The following is a 13,441-nucleotide window of genomic DNA, read 5'->3' as shown; positions in this document are numbered from 1 at the left end:
CGCGGTCTGGTTCGCTTGAGGCATGGAGATTATCTGGGTCCTGATGGCGCTGGTCATGCTCGGCTTCGTGCTGCTTCCGTTCCTGCGGCGCAGGCGCGGCGTGATCGAGCAGGTTCATCCGGGCCACCCGGACGCCGCGGACCCGGCGAACTACGGGTTCGTCCGGCAGGAGGAGCTGGACGTCCGCATGCCGGGCCCCGACCAGGACCTGCTGGACGTCCTGGACCTGGTGCAGCGCACCCAGGACTACCGGGCGGCCGCGCAGCTCCTCGCGGGCACCGAGAGCGAGGGCGAGCTGCGCTGGCAGCGCGTGCAGGCCTTCGCCGGTGCCGCGTCGCTGGAGCTGCGGCAGCGGCCCGGCGGGGTCAGCGAGACGCCCGGCGGGCAGTGGCTGCGGGTGTGGCGGACCGAGGCACCCAAGGACGCGGGCAGCGCGGCCGTACACGCCGAGTTCCTCGTGCAGCAGGCGTGGCGGACGTCGACACCCGGCACGGACGAGTTCCGGATCATCATGGAGGAGGCGAAGTCGGCGTGCGCCGACGCCGCGCTGCTGGCTCCCGGTGACCCCATCCCGTACATCGTCGAGCTGTCGGTGGCCCGCGGACTCGCCTACCCTCGACCGGAGTTCGAGCAGCTCTGGCTGCAGATCCTGGACCGCGCCCCGGCCCACATGGGAGCGCATCTGGCAGCCCTGCACTACTGGTGCGAGAAGTGGCACGGCTCGCGCGAACTGGCCACGTCGTTCGCGGAGGCCGCCGCTGCCCGCGCACCCCAGGGCTCACTGCTGGCCGCGATGCCGCTGTTCTCGGTCTTCGAGCACCTGCCCGAGGTGAACCTGGTCAGCAGTTTCTACCAGAGCGAGGTCGTCACCAAGGCGATCCACGGCGCGCTCCACGCCGTGCACACGGCCCGCCCAGACGACCCGATGCTGGCGCACGTCCGCCACCTCCTGGTCTTCTTCCTGGTCCGCTCCGAGCGCTGGGCGGAGGCCATGAACCAGCTGATACACGTCGACGGCCACGTGGGCGCCCTCCCCTGGACCCTGCAGGCCGACCCGGCGGCGGAGTTCGCGGTCTACCGGGCGCTCGCGGTCGCGGGCTACGAGGCGAACGGCGGCAGCCCGGCGACCCTGCCGCACTGACGCCGCGGGCGGGGTCCGCGCGGATCCGCGCGGGTGTGTGGGTGGGGCCGGCCAGGTGCCCTTCGGGCGCCGGCCGGCCGTCTTCTCCGCCGCTCCGCCGCTTCTCCGCTGATAGCGGGATCTGAGCCTGGCGAACGCGTCCCCGTCCCCCTGACGGAATTCGGGGCGGCACCGAGACGTTGTGAAGGATGCCGCCCCGGCCGAGGACCGTCGATCAGGACCGAAGGCCGGGACCATCGGCAAGGAGACGAAGGAGCCCTCGCATGCTGTTCGGCCGCACGCCCGTCCTGCCCACCCCCGAGCAGGCGCTGAAGGGGCGCCCTGAGCCGGCCTTCACGGTCCCCGACCGCCACACGGTCCTCGGCACCCCGCTGCTCGGCCCCTACCCCGAGGGCTACGAGGTCGCCGACTTCGGCCTGGGCTGCTTCTGGGGCGCCGAGCGCAAGTTCTGGCAGCTCCCCGCAGGCGTGTGGACGACCTTGGTCGGCTACCAGGGCGGCCACACCGAGAACCCCACGTACGAGGAGGTCTGCTCGGGCCTCACCGGCCACACGGAGGCCGTCCGCGTGGCCTACGACCCCCGGCTGATCTCGTACGAGAAGCTCCTGAAGACGTTCTGGGAGTCCCACGACCCCACGCAGGGCTTCCGCCAGGGCAACGACGTGGGAACCCAGTACCGCTCCGCGATCTACACCCACACCCCCGAACAGGCAGCGCTGGCGGAGTCCTCCCGAGCGGCCTACCAACAGGTCCTGACGGCCTCGGGCCACGGCACGATCACGACGGAGATCCTGCCTGCCGAAGGCCGGATCTTCTATCCGGCCGAGGGATATCACCAGCAGTATCTTTCGGACGCCAAAAACCCGGGCGGGTACTGCGGGCTGGGCGGGACGGGGGTCAAGCTGAGTACCCCGTTCGAGACGAACTGGGGAGCTTCCTGCCCGACGGGCATCGCTCCGGCGCCGGAGAAGTAGCCGAACCAGCTTGAGTCCCGCCCAACCGGCCGTGGTGTCGATCATCGTTCGCGCGGTGCCACGGCCGGGTCGGCGCCGATCCTGAGGCATTTCTGCGCTTGGACCCTCGGTGGGGCCGTACCACGCACGTTACGCGGACGAGTGGACAGTCTCCGCGACGTGACTCCGCCCGCCAACGAGATCCACGCACTCGTCAGCAGCGGCGACCTGGACTCCGCGGCCCGACGGCTCGCCGGGGTGGAGGACGAACTGACCACCCCCGTACGCCCGCGACCGGGCACGCTCGTGGAAAGGCCGGCATCGCTCCGGCTCCAGAGGCCGAGAGGGAGGAGACCGCCTTCTTCCGCCAGACGGGTGTGCCGCAGTCGCCCGATCGGCGTCCGCACGCGCTCTCGTGCCGGTCCCTCCGCCGGCCGAGGTGATCGACTGGAGCGCCCAACACACGTGCCGGGCCGGGAAATTCGATTGCCCTTGACGGGCCGATGCGCGCTAATACGGCGCATGGCCGATATTCAGGGCACCTATGACGACCTGTTCACCGCAGTGCCGAGTGCGCTGGCCGGATTGCTGGACGACGGGGACGCGGGTGCCTCGGTTGCGGTTTTCGTGGACGGCGAGCCGGTGGTGGACGTCTGGGGTGGGTTCGCCGACGCGGACCGCACCATCCCGTGGCAGCGGGACACGATCACCAATGTCTGGTCCGTCACCAAGACGATGACGGCACTGTGCGCGCTGGTCCTGGCCGACCGTGGCGACCTCGATCTTGCTGCACCGGTCGGCCGGTACTGGCCCGAGTTCGCCACGGCAGGCAAGGAAAGCGTGCTGGTGCGACACCTGCTCGCGCACACCGCGGGCCTGCCCGACTGGGACGGGCCGATCGAGGATCTCTACGACTGGCCGTCCGCCACGGCACGTCTGGCCGCGCAGGCTCCGCAATGGGAACCGGGAAGCACGGCCGGATACCACTCGCTCACCCAGGGGTTTCTCGTGGGCGAGGTCGTACGCCGGATCACCGGCCGAAGCCTGGGCGAGTTCTTCGAAGAGGAGGTGGCCAGACCGCTGGGTGCCGCCTTCCACATCGGACTGCCTGCCGAGCACGACCACCGGGTGGCGCTCACCGTCCCGCCGCCGTCCCGGGACGAGGACTACGCCGCGAGCGCGCCCGCCAGCAGCGTGTCCCCCGCCGCCGGCACCGCCGTACGGGTCCGTGACGGTAACAGCGTGGCCTGGCGTCGCGCGCAGATCCCCGCGGCGAGCGGCTTCGGCAACGCCCACTCGGTCGCCCTCGTGCAGTCGGTGATGGCCTGCGGAGGAGCAGTGCACGGGGTGCGACTGCTGTCGCAGGCGGGCTGTGACCGTGCAAGGGAGGAGCAGTTCAGCGGCGAGGACCGCATCCTTGGCATGCCAGTCCGTTACGGGCTGGGCTACGGGCTGTTCGGCGACACCTTCGGGTGGGGAGGTTGGGGCGGCTCGCTCGTCGTGATCGATCCCGAGGGCCGTATGGCGGTGGCGTACGTGACCAACCAGATGCGTGAACCCGCGGACGACAACCGGGGACTGGAGCTTGTGACGGCCGCCTACGACGGGCTCAAGGGTCTGCGGGCCTGATCCGACGGGTCACACGGCAGTACGGGCTCGCCAAGACCGGGATGTCTTGCCCCGTCGCCGGTTGTCGGCAGGCTTGTGAGTCGGTCAGTGGTGGGGCGGCCCATGGCGTCAATGAACTCCGCCATCTTGAAGCGGCTGGTCAGCGGGGTGGCGTGACCTCGTTTCGGGATGCTCGTACTGGTCGTGGGCGGCAGTCTGTCTCGCAGATCGTCCGGCGGGGTTGGTTTTGCCGATGAGTTCACCGTCCTCGAACGGTCTACCCGACACGACCGTTCTCGCCAGGAGTGCCATGTCCACCATCCAGCCAGTGATCATTACTGCCGACCAGGACGTCCTGCTCGGCTTCTATACGAAATTGTTCGGCGCTGAGGAGATCTTCCGGGTACCGGCGGAAGGCCCGGCCTTCTACCTCGGTTTGCGCATCGGCGACACCGACCTCGGGCTGGTGGCCAAGGCGACGAACCCGGGGACTGGGGCGGCACCCCGGATCCTGCTCAGCATCGGTGTCGACGACGTCGACGAGACGCTCGGCCGGGTGGAGGCGCTGGGCGGCTCGGTCCGCAGCGGCCCCAACGACATGCCGTGGGGACAGCGCGTCGCCCACATCCAGGACCCCGACGGCAACCCGGTGAACCTCACCCAGCCGATCCCGGCCCGGTGACGCTGTTCCGGGAAGCCCAGGCCGGCCAGGGCACCGAGGCCGGCAGCACGCAGGTGGGCCAGGGATGCGGTCGCGGCGGGCGGCGGTGATGTCGTGGGTGCGGCCGGGCCGGGCGGCCGATATCCACACCAGACGGCCCCGCTCGTCGGTCAGCGCGAGGACGTGCAGGCCGTGGCGACGATGCTTGCCGGAGTAATTCGGGCGGTTCGCCTCTCCGGTACGGCGCTGGGTGGGGATGAGGGACGGGAATCCAAAAACCCACTCCTGCCAGACGATCTACACCCCCGACTGGCGCCCATGACCAGCACGAGCGCCCCGAAACGACATCACACCAGCACCCTGACCAGCCACGTCAAGATGGCGGAGCTTCAATGAATGTGTCGCACCTCGGGCATTGCAGACGGCCGGCGATTGAAGGCGCTTGGGAACGCGCGAAGGTGTGATTGCAGACATGGCAACGCACTGGGTCCGACTCCGCTGGAGCAGGGAAATCGTTCACGGTCCTACGTCGCCGCCGTGAGCCAGAGGACGTGCGTTTATCCAATGGATGGTCGTCCGATGGTTGGGACCGTGCCGGACCCAGAAGCTGACGAACCTCCTCCTGTGCTGTTGCGAGGATCTTCCTGGCGGCTTCGTGTGCCTCAACAATGATGGCGTTGGCGTTGTATTCCGCGTCCGCGATTATCTTTGCCGCACGCTGCTGCACTTGGGACGGCGCCGACGTTGCCGTCGCCTCCGAGGGTCGTGGTGACGCTGTGGCAAGGGCGCTGAACTGCTGCTCAAGCTGCGGGAGCGCAGGTGTTCTCGTCCTCGTGCGTCGACGCCTCGGCCTGACTTCACCTTCCTCACCATCAGCGACAGCCCGCTCCGTCACATCGGCAGGCGCTCGCTCAGGCGCAGACTCCGAAGACGACCACTGCTGGGCATCCGGGGAACCACCCAACTGCGGCCGAACAGCCGCCCTCCGTCGACGCCTCGGCCTGGGTTCGCCTTCCTCACCATCAGCGACAGCCCGCTCCGTCACATCGGCAGGCGCTCGCTCAGGCGCAGACTCCGAAGACGACCACTGCTGGGCATCCGGGAAACCACCCAACTGCGGCCGAACAGCCGCCCTCCGTCGAGGCCTCGATGATGCTGTTGAGGCACCCTGCTCCTTCAGACGTCTTCTGGCTGATGCTGCTTGCTTCTGCAAGTGCTTGGTGTCGCTCCACTTCAAATGCCATTCCTTTGCCTTCTCTGGATCTCCGTTCGTCAACTGATGCACCAGCTCCAGTGCGAAGGCCAGGGAGGGAAGCCGCTTGCCGGTCAACGCCTCGGAAATTGCGGAAGCGGAGAGCGTGGTCCGTCTGGTGACCGTTGCCTTTGCGATCTGCCGAAAAGATGGGGCGCCACAGTAGATGTGCAGATGGTTCAAGGCGTCGGCGAACTCTCGCAGTGCGACACCTGCCGTCTTGATCAACTGATGGTCTGCCGCCGTCTGCGCGTTGCCAGTCATCTCGCCCCCGTTCTGGCCGCTTGTAGGGTCAGCGTAGAGGCTCATGGCCGAACGTTCACGACGTTCTCCGAACACTGCCGAACAACCGCCTCGTTCGGTCAAACACGGCTGCCGTACGGCCTCTGGCCAGCAGCGTACGAAGTGAGACGAGTCTGTTCTGAAAGCTGGATCACCCTTCCCTCATGGGCTTTTCATGGATCCACCACCGCATGCCCAGCCTCCATCCCATCGGAGGACTTCTCGGCATGCCTGTAGAGAATGGAAGGGAAGAGCATGGCCAAGGGGAAGGGCAGTCAGTGGGGCCTGAGACTGACCCGTGACGGGCTGCACGTGCACGTCGGCCGGCATCTGCAGGTGTCTATGTCGCTTGCCCTGCTGTTTTGGTTGATCAGTCTCAGCAGCGCGGTGACTTCGAGCCCATACTGGGTCCAGTTGCTGATTTGAATCTGCGCTCGGGTGATCGCAGGCGTCGCACCGACGCAACTCGCCTCGCTGTGGCGGGAACGGCAGCCGTCGGTCCCGCCCATCGCCTGAGCCCGTCCGACCGGCGGCGGTGGTGGTGTCGCATCGTGCGCGCGGTGCCGCCGCCCAGTCGTCTCGCGGAAGCACACTCGAAAATCGGTGGCCGACTGGAATCCGGCGGCCTCACCCTGTGCTGCATGGAAGAACCGCAACGCAGGATCCGCGCGCTCCACACGGCGTCCACGATCACCGTCTATCAGGCCTACTCCCCCGAGATCGGCATGGCCGCGGTTCGCCAGGGCCGTTTCCCCGCCGCGTGGAAGCGGGACCGCATGACATGGATCAAGCCGTCGTTCCTGTGGATGATGTACCGCTGCGGCTGGGGCACGAAGGAGGGGCAGGAGACCGTCCTGGCCGTCGAGATCAGCCGCGACGGCTTCGAGTGGGCCCTGCTCAACGCGTGCTTGTCGCACTACGTGCCCGGGCTGCACGCCGACCAGGCCGACTGGAAGCGGCAGTTGCGGCGCGCGCCCGCTCGGGTGCAGTGGGATCCCGAGCGTGATCTGCGCCTGAGGCCGCAGCCGTACCGCTCGCTGCAACTCGGGCTCTCCGGTGAGGCCGTACGGCGCTACGCGGATGAGTGGATCGTGGCGATCAGTGACGTCACTCCGCTCGCTCGCGAGATCCACGGGTTGGTGAGCAGCGGCGACCTGGACTCCGCGGCCCGACTGCTGCCCCAGGAGCGTCCCTACGCCGCCGGGGACGCCGCGCTGGCCCAACTGCGTCTGTGACCGGGCGCGTTCGCCGAATCGGGTGATGGCCCCTCGGGGCGGCGACTGACGTGGTGCCCGCCCGGATTGCGCCGTATCCGCGTGTGCTGGGGGCAGTCGAGGCGATGTGTGGCTTCCAGAATGGAGGTTCCACCGCTGGGACAGTGGTGCCACGGGCTGGGGCCGCCCAGGATGCAGCGGCCTGAGCGCGATCGCCATTCCGGACGTCCGTACGCCGACGAGGTCGTCGGCTTCGGTCAGGTGGAAAGCGCGGCATCGAGCATCCGACGGACCACCGCGGTCAGCTCGGTCACATCGGGCAGCGGGCGGGTCGCGGCCAGCGCGCCGACGAGCCAGTCGTACAGCAGGCCGTCGGTCCAGGCGACGAGCAGATCCGCTGCCTGCGCCGGACGGGGAGCCCCGAGCGCTGCCAGCAGGGTGGTGGCCCTGGACCGTGCGGCGAGGCCGGCGGTCTGCAGGTCGGCACGCAGCTCCGGCCGACGGGTTGCCTCCAGGCTGAGTTCGAAGCGGGCGAGCTGGCGGTCGCGCGCCGCCGTAAGCCAGTGGTGCAGCAGTGCGGCCATCAGGCCTGCGGCGGAGTCCAGGTCCGGGGGCCCGTGGTCCGCTTCCCAGCGATCCATGTCGGCGACCGAGAGTTCGGCCAGGCGGAGGTAGCAGGCGCTGATCAGAGCGCTGCGGGTGCGGAAGTAGTACGACGTGCTGCCGGCCGGCAGGCCCGCGGCGGCGTCGACCGCGCGATGGGTCAGGCCGCGCAGCCCGGCGGCGGCCACGGTGCTGATGGCGGCGTCGGCGATCAGGTCTCGGCGGTCGGGGATGGACATACCCGCACTCTACAGATGTAGAGTGCGGGTCATCGACCTCTACAGCTGTAGAGGCGGCGGAGGTGAGGTGCCATGCCACGAACTGGCCGCGCCTCTGCGCCGGATCAGGCACGCCACAGACGCTGTCACTGAGAGCCCTCGACACGGTCCTCGGCTGGCAACCGCCTTCCGCCCCCGCCCCCGCCAACGTCAAGGAGTAACAGTGAACACCCCGGTCACATCCAGCGCCCTCCGCCGGGCGGACTCCGTCCGGCCCTTCGCGGTCGGCGCCTACGGCTTCGTCTTCCTGGGCATCGGTCACCTCGCCCTCTCCGGCGCTGCGGCGCTGGCCGCCCAGACCCCGCAACGGCGTGAAGCCGACGCCGCCATGCGGGAGTCCACCTTCACCCTGCTGGGTCTGGAACGGACGGTCCTCGATGTCTTCAACGGCATGAGCATCGCCATGGCCTTCTTCGTCACGACCTGCGGCCTCCTGATCCTCGCCGCCGTCCGCCATTCCCCCACCCTCGTCCAGCGCCGCACCGCCTTCGGATGGATCGCCCTCGCGGTCTCGCTGGCCGTCCTGGTGATATCCGTGCTCCTGCTGCCCCTTCCGCCGATCGTCGTCCTCACCATCACCAGCTGTGCTTTCGCTCTGTCCCTGCACAGGTCGGTCCCCGCGGCTCGGGCGGGCTCGTGACGCGACGCGGATCCCGCGGAAACTCGAAAGTCTCTACGGCGGCCTCGGCGGGGAACCTGTCAGTGGTCCGAGTCCTTGGGCCGACGACGAGAGACCTGCTCCCGTGCGGTGCGCCAACGTGACCGAGTCTGCTCGACCACGCTGTCCCACTGGCGACGGACCTCGTTGTCGGAAGGGCGTTGGCCATGACGGATGCGGCTGAGCTCGTCTCGTACTTCTCGTCCCAGTGCCGCCGATGCGACGATGGCGAGCATCACTGCGAAGAGGGCCGAGATCATTGCGAAGACGGCACCGAAGACCCCGTACCGTGAGACGGAGGAGTTGAAGAGGCGTGGCAGGTAGACGGTCGCGCCCACGGAGCAGGCCGCTGTCAGAACGGCCGCGGTGACGCCGAAAGGGATCAGGTCAGCCCGGACGATCCGCTTCGCGGACAGGATCCAGCCGCTCCAGACGAGGAACACGGCGGTCACCGGTACCGCGCACAACGAGGCCGCCAGACCCAGGGTGCCCCCTCCAAGAGCCGCGGCGAGCCAGCCGGTGAGCACTGCGTAGCCGACCAGGGTGAGGATCCACCACAGGCCGTTCCGGGTGTTGCGGACGCTGAGGGGCTTGAGTTCCCATGTCTGTTCGAAGAGCCTCTGCGAGGCTCGCGCGAAGCTCAGCACGGAGATCGTCAAAAACACGAACCCGAAGGCGCCCGCGCTCGCACTCGTGTTCTCGGCCGGGGAGAAGAGGGAGTTGACTGCCTCGGCCCCTTCTCCGGTGAGGCCGTAGCGCTTGATGATCCGATCCGCGGCGTCGTAGTGCACGAGGTTGCTGAGAACGGCGCCGCTGAGGATGGCGAGCGGGACCAGCGTGGTCAAAGCGCTGGAGGCCAGGGCCATCGAGCGGTCGAAACCCACGATTTTCTGAAACCGGTTGATGACCCGCAATGCGAAGGCAGGACGCAGCCAGAACGTCAGCGTTCTGACGAGGCGCTCGCGATTGATCCTCGCCGTCCTGCCCTCCGTGAAGATCGGAACCTGTGTGGCGGCGCGAGCCTAACGGACGGTCGTGGGGCGGACGGAGGGCAACGCGCACCCTTCACTCAAAGGGCCGCGAGCCCCGCTTGACGCTACGCCCGTGGGGTTCCCCCGGACCGCGCGAGCCAGCAGCGGCAGTTGGGCGTGCGCGCCCGCACGCCTCCAGTGGGACCCTGAAGGGGACCCGCGCCTGACCGTAGGATCATCCCGGAGTTCCGGGCATGTCCTGGTGCTCGCCGCCACCGGGCTCGAACCCCGCCAGCATCTGCTCCAGCGCCGCCTGGTCCGGCCCGACGAACGCCGGAGCGCCGGCCGCCGAACCCAGCCTGTCGATCATCGCGCCGGTGATCCCCGTGGCCGGCGGCAGATGCGTGGAGAGGATGAGTTCCGGCTCCCTCTGACGCAGAGGCTCGAAGCTGCCCAGGAACTTCCGGACATCGACGTTCTGCACCCAGGGACTGTCGACCGTGGCCCACAGCAGCTGCGCGGCCCGCAGATCCTCCTCGCCGACGGCACCGACGTCATCGGCTCGGGCCAGTTCGGCGCTGGCCATCGGCCCGCCGAAGCAGTCGGAGCTGAAGCAGACCCCCGTCAGGTCGTCGAAGAAGCCGACCGTGCCCGGGTTGTCGTACAGCGGAGGTCTGAACGCCGTCAGGGTGCGGTCGCCGACATCCATGCTCTGCCCCGGGTTGATCAGGTAGAGGCGGTCGAGCGGCAGCGGCCGCTCACAGGACATGAGCCCCACGGAGAGGAACGTGGCCACAACGCGGGCCTCGGGCGCCGCGGCCAGCAGATCGAAGATCCCGCCCGTGTGATCCCGGTCCGGGTGTGTGAGCCAGATCCATCGCACATCAGCGGGGTCCAGCACGGAAGCGACCGCCTCCAGGAAGTTCCGGTCGGGCAGCCCGAGGCCGGTGTCGATGACGACGGGCTGGGAGGCGAGCAACACGAAGGCGTTCACCGGGAGGTGCCCGATTCCCGGCACCTCCAGGCTGTCATTCAGGACGCTGATGTCCGGGCGGACCTTGTGAACCGGCATGTCGCATCTCCAGACCCCCGGGGTGGTGCTCGCGCCGCGGCTACCCGTCCATCGTCGCTCTTTCTCGCCGACGCTGCATCCGCCACGCCCCGAGCGTGTCGATCGGGCCGAGCAACGAGGTTTCCGCCTGCTGGCACAACACCGGGCCGCATGCACACTGGCTGCCGCCGCACCCGCTGCCTTCGAGTACGGCGATGAGGTCATGGCCGCCCGGGATCGGCATGCCGCTGAGGCACCGGACCGGCGGACTGCCCGCCTTCGCCGCCCCCAGAACTCTGCCGGCTCGGCGTTCCAGGCCGGCGGCGGCCACGAAAGTCAGTAGTCGTTGCGGCGCCGCAGCCTGAAGGGGCGGCCGTCCGGGTCGACGAGAAGGCGATGCAGAGGCGTGCAGAGCGTCTTGGCCGTACGGGCGAGACTCGGCGGGCGATAGGTGCGCAGGCGGCCGGGCGGCCTGGGGCCGCAACGACCGTTGTCGTGCCAGGAGTCCAGTGCGGCGGCGCTCGCCGCGAAGGCGTCGAAGGCGCTCACGGGATCGCAGAGCGTGTCGGGAGCGTGCTGGGCCCGGGGTGCTTCCCTGTCCAGGTGTTCGCGCGCGAGATCCAGGCGCAGATTCCTGGCGTAGCCGCGCGCGCCGTCCCCGAGACCGCCGGGGTCGCGCGGCTCACGTGGGTCCGTGCTCTCGTCCAGGACGGCACAGGTGAGTTCGGAGTCGTGGGTCCAGGAGCGGAGGTTGATGTTGTCGGATCCGACCGAGGCCCACACGTCGTCGATCACGCACACCTTGGCGTGCACATACACCGGTGTCCCGGCGTGGTTCTCCAGCCCGTACACCGCGACGCGCCCGCCACCGGCGCGGCGCAGCCTCTCCAGGGCCGTGATCCGGCCGATCAGGTTCATCGGCAGGGTGAACCGGCCGTCCTGTTCGGGAAGGGAGGGGATGACCGCGATCAGGCGCAGACCGGAGTGGGCGGTCAGCGCCTCGGCGAAGCATTCCACCACGTGCGGAGACCAGAGGTACTGGTCCTCCAGGTAGATCAGGGCGCGGGCCCGCCGCAGCGCCTTGCGGTAGCCGCGCGCGATACTGCGCTCGCCGTCGGGGGCGAAGTCGTAGCCGCGCAGCAGCCGGTTGGGGTAGGTGCGCAGGACCTGGACGGTGTGGGCTCCGCAGGGCGAGGGGTCGGGTGCCTGGGGTGGCAGCGGGTCCGCACGTGTGTCCTCGCGGTGAGCGAGCTCCCGCAGGCGGACGAGCGGGCTGCGGCTGAGCGGCGCGGGGTCGTCCCAGCGTTCGCGGAAGCCGGCCTCGATGTCGCCGACGGCCGGTCCGCGTATCGCGAGCTGGACGTCGTGCCACGGTGGGTGCCGTCCGTACGCGGCGGCGATGGGCAGTGACTGCGGGTCGCCCCGGTGCGTCGCGTCGTCGTGGCGGTTGTGGCACAGGTCGATGCCGCCGGCGAACGCGATGTCGAGCTCGGGGCGTCCGGCATGCCGGAGTACGACGAACTTCTGGTGGTGCGAGCCGCCGGGGCGCACCCTCATGTCGAGCAGGCACTCGCCGCCCGCCGCTTCGATTTCCTCGCCGAGGTGGCGGTTCTCGGCCTCACTGAACTGGAAACGGTCCAGGTGGGAGCGCCAGACCAACCCTTTGACGATCACACCGCGCTCTGCGGCCTCGCTGAGGACGGTGCCTATTTCGCTCCCCGGTCCGGCGAGGCGCTCGTCGGGGTCGCCCCGCCAGTCGGTGAACAGGAGCAGGTCTCCGGCGCGCTGCGCGCGGATCGCGCTGAGCAGTTCCGGGAAGTACGTCGAGCCGTGGATGAGAGGCCGCACCAGGTTTCCGTACGACCAAGCCGCCCGATGCGATCGGCGGCTGTCCAGACGTGTCGCGCCGTTGCCGCGTTCGCCCGTGGTCAGCAGCCAGTCGGTGGGTTCCACAGCCCAAGGTCCTCCAGTGACACCTACGGGTACCCCGTTGGCGCCGCCTCATCCTGGAGCACCGGGAGCCGGACGACCTTGACCAGTCCAGGGCAGCCCGCAGCTACAGCCCAGGCCCGCCCCGGCCGGCCGGTGAGGCCGTCCCCTCAGCCGGTCCGGGCGGGTCGCCGTATCGCACGTCCGCGTGGCCCTCGGCGCGGCTCAGCTCTGTTTGGCCGCCGCGACCGCCGTACGCAGCGCTTCGAGGAAGGACCTGCCGTCCGCGTCGTCGCCCAGCGCGACGTGGTAGGAGCTGCGCTCCGGGTGGCCGGACCACAGGGCGGTGACGCTGATCCCGCTGTCCTCGGGAACTGGAAGGCGACCGGGAAGACGGTCGGCCAGTGCGCTGTGCCCGGCCAGGGACATGTCGTCCAGCCGTGCGGACAGCACGGCGGTACCGGTGGACTCCCGGATCACGGCCACCACGAGATGGCGGGGTGTGAACAAGGCGATCGTGCGGTGCTCGGGGTCCGGGTCCGCCATGCCCTTCAGGCGGGAGCGCAGACCCGGTTTGTACAGGCGCGTGCTGACGGTGGCGCAGCAGGCGACGCAGTTCGCCAGTATGTCGCCGAGGGAGTGGGTCTCGGCATGGGCGGCAATGGCGTCACGGGTGCCCGGCTCGATCACTTCCGGTTCGCAGGATCTGCTGCCGCGCTTGTACAACCGCTCCATGTGACCCCTCGCCTTGCCGCTGCCGGCTGATCCGATGGCGGTGAGCAGCTGCTCCAGTTCGGCGTCCACGCCCTCCAGTGTGGACGGCCGCCCACGCCTTTTGCA

11 protein-coding genes and 1 pseudogene are annotated in these 13,441 nt (G+C 69.2%); 6 read left to right on the top strand and 6 right to left on the bottom strand.

The features are described 5' to 3' along the window. The first annotated feature begins 22 nt into the window (after nucleotides 1-22). From ACZ562_RS28025 to ACZ562_RS28010, 4 genes are all read left to right on the top strand, one after another. Entirely contained in the window at nucleotides 23-1,141 is a 1,119-nt protein-coding gene (locus ACZ562_RS28025) for a hypothetical protein (protein ID WP_471184510.1), read from the top strand. A 263-nt stretch (nucleotides 1,142-1,404) separates the two neighbouring features. Then, nucleotides 1,405-2,115, top strand: coding sequence for a peptide-methionine (S)-S-oxide reductase MsrA (gene msrA / locus ACZ562_RS28020; protein WP_471184508.1), 711 nt, complete (start codon nucleotides 1,405-1,407; stop codon nucleotides 2,113-2,115). A gap of 501 nt (nucleotides 2,116-2,616) precedes the next feature. Continuing rightward, nucleotides 2,617-3,723 (top strand): serine hydrolase domain-containing protein, encoded by a 1,107-nt coding sequence (locus ACZ562_RS28015; protein ID WP_471184505.1) that lies wholly within the window; start codon nucleotides 2,617-2,619, stop codon nucleotides 3,721-3,723. Nucleotides 3,724-4,012: 289 nt separating this feature from the next. Then, nucleotides 4,013-4,384, top strand: coding sequence for a VOC family protein (locus ACZ562_RS28010; RefSeq protein ID WP_471184503.1), 372 nt, complete (start codon nucleotides 4,013-4,015; stop codon nucleotides 4,382-4,384). A gap of 63 nt (nucleotides 4,385-4,447) precedes the next feature. Here the strand turns inward: ACZ562_RS28010 and ACZ562_RS28005 are convergent. Next, nucleotides 4,448-4,606 (bottom strand): annotated as a pseudogene (locus ACZ562_RS28005) (transposase family protein); the annotation flags it as partial. Between the two features lie 1,932 nt (nucleotides 4,607-6,538). On the opposite strand from ACZ562_RS28005, the gene ACZ562_RS28000 reads away from it, so the two are divergent. Beyond that, the gene (locus tag ACZ562_RS28000) at nucleotides 6,539-7,132 is read left to right on the top strand and encodes a DUF4291 domain-containing protein (RefSeq protein WP_471184499.1); all 594 of its coding nucleotides are present in this window, start codon (nucleotides 6,539-6,541) and stop codon (nucleotides 7,130-7,132) included. A 236-nt stretch (nucleotides 7,133-7,368) separates the two neighbouring features. On the opposite strand, the gene ACZ562_RS27995 is transcribed toward ACZ562_RS28000, so the two are convergent. Then, entirely contained in the window at nucleotides 7,369-7,953 is a 585-nt protein-coding gene (locus tag ACZ562_RS27995) for a TetR/AcrR family transcriptional regulator (protein WP_471184497.1), read from the bottom strand. A gap of 202 nt (nucleotides 7,954-8,155) precedes the next feature. Between ACZ562_RS27995 and ACZ562_RS27990 the strand changes: the two genes are divergently transcribed. Next, on the top strand, nucleotides 8,156-8,632 hold the full coding sequence (locus ACZ562_RS27990; RefSeq protein ID WP_471184494.1) for an LIC_13387 family protein: 477 nt from the start codon (nucleotides 8,156-8,158) through the stop codon (nucleotides 8,630-8,632). Between the two features lie 59 nt (nucleotides 8,633-8,691). Here ACZ562_RS27990 and ACZ562_RS27985 read toward each other — a convergent pair whose 3' ends face one another. The 4 genes from ACZ562_RS27985 to ACZ562_RS27970 all read right to left on the bottom strand — a co-directional run bounded on the left by ACZ562_RS27985 (nucleotide 8,692) and on the right by ACZ562_RS27970 (nucleotide 13,405). Then, entirely contained in the window at nucleotides 8,692-9,534 is an 843-nt protein-coding gene (locus ACZ562_RS27985; RefSeq protein ID WP_471184492.1) for a hypothetical protein, read from the bottom strand. Between the two features lie 322 nt (nucleotides 9,535-9,856). Continuing rightward, nucleotides 9,857-10,693, bottom strand: a complete 837-nt coding sequence (locus ACZ562_RS27980) for an MBL fold metallo-hydrolase (RefSeq protein WP_471184489.1) — start codon at nucleotides 10,691-10,693, stop codon at nucleotides 9,857-9,859. A 315-nt stretch (nucleotides 10,694-11,008) separates the two neighbouring features. Beyond that, a complete protein-coding gene (locus ACZ562_RS27975; RefSeq protein ID WP_471184487.1) occupies nucleotides 11,009-12,625 on the bottom strand; it encodes a phospholipase D family protein in 1,617 nt (538 codons plus the stop codon). A 201-nt stretch (nucleotides 12,626-12,826) separates the two neighbouring features. After that, the gene (locus ACZ562_RS27970; protein ID WP_471184485.1) at nucleotides 12,827-13,405 is read right to left on the bottom strand and encodes a hypothetical protein; all 579 of its coding nucleotides are present in this window, start codon (nucleotides 13,403-13,405) and stop codon (nucleotides 12,827-12,829) included. Nucleotides 13,406-13,441: the final 36 nt, after the last annotated feature.

Source organism: Streptomyces sp. NPDC040410 (assembly GCF_055595715.1).
The sequence above is the reverse complement of the archived record's forward strand: the minus strand, read 5'-3'. Positions and strand labels throughout refer to the sequence as shown.

What these genes read in the sequence shown, in the direction of transcription:
- ACZ562_RS28025 (WP_471184510.1), top strand. Translation starts at nt 23, where the DNA reads ATGGAGATTATCTGGGTCCTGATGGCGCTGGTCATGCTCGGCTTCGTG.
- msrA (WP_471184508.1), top strand. Translation starts at nt 1,405, where the DNA reads ATGCTGTTCGGCCGCACGCCCGTCCTGCCCACCCCCGAGCAGGCGCTG.
- ACZ562_RS28015 (WP_471184505.1), top strand. Translation starts at nt 2,617, where the DNA reads ATGGCCGATATTCAGGGCACCTATGACGACCTGTTCACCGCAGTGCCG.
- ACZ562_RS28010 (WP_471184503.1), top strand. Translation starts at nt 4,013, where the DNA reads ATGTCCACCATCCAGCCAGTGATCATTACTGCCGACCAGGACGTCCTG.
- ACZ562_RS28000 (WP_471184499.1), top strand. Translation starts at nt 6,539, where the DNA reads ATGGAAGAACCGCAACGCAGGATCCGCGCGCTCCACACGGCGTCCACG.
- ACZ562_RS27995 (WP_471184497.1), bottom strand. Translation starts at nt 7,953, where the DNA reads ATGTCCATCCCCGACCGCCGAGACCTGATCGCCGACGCCGCCATCAGC.
- ACZ562_RS27980 (WP_471184489.1), bottom strand. Translation starts at nt 10,693, where the DNA reads ATGCCGGTTCACAAGGTCCGCCCGGACATCAGCGTCCTGAATGACAGC.